At 47.0% G+C, this 2,930-nt stretch carries 1 protein-coding gene and 1 pseudogene; one reads left to right on the top strand and one right to left on the bottom strand.

All coding sequences use genetic code 11. The features are described 5' to 3' along the window. Positions 1 to 503: 503 nt before the first annotated feature. Positions 504 to 2,004: pseudogene (locus N4310_RS08070) on the top strand (ATP-binding cassette domain-containing protein). Here N4310_RS08070 and N4310_RS08065 read toward each other — a convergent pair. Then, positions 1,981 to 2,847, bottom strand: coding sequence for a hypothetical protein (locus N4310_RS08065; RefSeq protein ID WP_262092766.1), 867 nt, complete (start codon positions 2,845 to 2,847; stop codon positions 1,981 to 1,983). The pseudogene N4310_RS08070 and the gene N4310_RS08065 overlap by 24 nt on opposite strands. Positions 2,848 to 2,930: the final 83 nt, after the last annotated feature.

The following is a 2,930-nucleotide window of genomic DNA, read 5'->3' as shown; positions in this document are numbered from 1 at the left end:
TTACCGTGGCGATTTTTCTTTTTATACTCTTCTATTCCCTTGGTATGCCTCGGATCAGAGACAACGGGAATGATTCCACCATTTCTCTAAACTAGCTTGACACCCTGATTCTGGTCTGCTAAACTGAAACCATCACATTTACAGCGAGGTAAGGAGCCATGAACAACTAGAAGTCCCACCAGTGACAGTTGAGTCATTCAAGAAAGAGAATCAAACCCAACCAAAATCAGTAAGGCTGGGGCATCTTTGCGATTCTTGAATAACTCGAACACTCTGCACTTATTTGGTAGACTTCTAGTAGCTCCTGCTCCAGCCTCTTCTTTTGACAGAGGTGTTTTGATACTCTTTCTAGGTTACACTTACACGAGCTGATGTTAACTTGTCTGACTAAAGGGAGACAAGCTTATCTGACTGTCCTGTTAAACCAAAAGAGTCCCAGCAGGCCTTCTACAAGCGCTACCAATTAGGTAGCGTTTTTTATCGTGATCAAAAGGAGGATTTTTATGCTGCTAACCATTCAACACCTAAGTATCCATCACCAAAAAGATTTACGGACACTGGTCCAAGACCTCTCGCTCAGAATCCATACAGGAGATAAGGTCGCCATTATTGGAGAGGAGGGGAATGGGAAGTCCAGTTTACTCCAGCTACTCCTTCAAGAGCCTGCCCCTGACCATCTCCTCGTAGAGGGAACCATTCAGAGACACTTCTCTGCGCCCGTCTACCTGCCACAAACCCTACCGAAAGCTCTAGCCGAGCTCAGCCTCAATGACTACTTTTTCGCAGACCCTGACGAGCTGGACTACGGTCTTGTTTATCGCTATGCAGATCAACTAGGCTTTGACAGTCAGCGGCTATCCAGTCTACAAAGCCTGGCTAGCCTGTCTGGCGGTGAGACCCTCAAAATCCAGCTGATTAGAGCTTTAGCTAGTCCTGCTGATATTTTCTTCCTCGATGAACCTTCCAATGATTTAGATTTAGATAGTCTCCTCTGGTTAGAACATTTTGTCGCCACCTGTCCCCAGGCTGTTGTATTTGTCTCCCATAGATGAAGATTTTCTCAATCACACCGCCACAAAAATCATTCACTTAGAATCTCTCAAACGCAAACAAGTGGCTAAAACTCAAGTCTGGCAAGGCAACTATCCCGCCTACAAGGAGGATCGAAAACAGCGGTACCGAAAACAAAAACAGCAAGCACAAAATGAACGCAAAGAATTTGAGAAAACCATGGACAAGCATCGACGTCAAAAAGCCCAAGTACGCCATAGTCTAATCAATACCCATGATGCAACAGCTGGACGGCTGGTTGCCAAAAAAATGAAACAGGTTCTAGGTAGGGAAAGGCGGTTTGAGCATCAAAGAGAAGAGCTGACCCAGGCACCTCTAGATGAGGAAGCAATCCAGCTCTTCTTCTCGAATATCCAACCACTACCGGCCAAAAAATCCCTACTCAAGTGGGGAGAATTCACCCTCCCAACAGAAGAACACCTCCATGCCCAAGATAAAATCGGTATTATCGGAGCCAACGGCATCGGTAAATCCACCCTACTCAAGCGTATCTACCAGGAAATGCCGACCAAAACAGACATTCGTCCTGGCTACATGCCCCAACAATACCAGGAAATGCTCCCAGACCTGGAAACCCCACTCCAATTTCTCTGTCCTAGTGGCGATCAGCTACAGGAACAAAAAGCCCTGACCCACCTCGCCCAACTCCAATTCACACGCCAAGAAGTGCATCATGCCATCAGTGACCTATCTGGTGGCCAACAGGCCAAACTGCTACTCCTCAAGCTGGTTTTAGATCAAGCCAATCTCCTTCTCCTAGATGAGCCCAGCCGCAACTTTTCACCGACTTCACAGCCCCAAATCCGGCAACTCTTCCAGAACTATCCTGGAGCCATCATCGCTGTCTCCCATGATCGCCGCTTCTTGCACCAGGTCTGTGACCGTGTCTACCGGCTTACTGAGGCAGGGTTAGTCCCTGTCGACAACTTTTAAATCCGCCATTCTCAAGAGAGCTTTCTGCTCTTGGGTCTGCAATTCCTCTACCATTCGGACATATTCTGCAGGAGCCTCTTGGGTCTGCAATTTTAATTGTTCCAAAAAAATAGGGTCAGTCCCTTTTTCCTGGTACAGATTGCCTTGAAAGAAATAGCGCTTACTCTTTTTATCAATGGAAAGAAGAGACGAACGCCACCGACTCTTCTCAGCAGTCAAGGGCTTCCAGCTAATCTTCAACTGCTGGTCCAAGTAATACCAGCCCAGCAACTGGAGACGACTGGCTGTCCGGCGAAGCGGATCTTGATAGGTACAGGAAAGCGGGAGCGCGTCCTCGCCTTCTTGGATAAAGGGATGGAAGTCTTGAATCCCTAAATACTCTTGCAGAGACTGAAGGTCAGACCCCTGCTCCTGATCCAAAAACCGGCTAGAATGCGCATAACGAAAAGGGTTGTAAACATCTAGCTCCGCTGCTCGACCCTGGGCAATCAGGGACAGCTCCTCCTGCGAATAATAACGGAGAGTCTCTTTTAAACGCGGATCCTGAGCCTCTACTTGCAAAATCTGGATGGTCCCTCGTGCCTTGGGTGGAACCTGCAACATCCCGGTATACAGGCTGGCTTTTTTGAAAATTTTTAGCCGTTGGGGCTGGTCACTATAGCCTTGCTGAGACCGATTTAGCACATAAACCCGCTCGCTCTGGGGATCGAGCTTAAATAGGATCACAAAGGCCAGGTTCTTGCGATTCTTATTAATCCGAATCACCGGAGTCTGGTACTGTTGATCATTCTTAAAAAGACTTAAAAACTTTCCTGCTGCTAGTAGTCGAACATCTTTCATCATAGGTATTATAGTCATTTGAAACAAGAACAAGACAACAAAGCCTCCAGAAAATTGTCATAATCAGACAATACTTTTCTAAGGTG

The sequence above is a fragment of the Streptococcus danieliae genome, from assembly GCF_025447695.1.
Lineage (GTDB): Bacteria > Bacillota > Bacilli > Lactobacillales > Streptococcaceae > Streptococcus > Streptococcus danieliae.
Note: the sequence above shows the minus strand (reverse complement) of the source record. Positions and strands in the feature narration are given on the sequence as shown.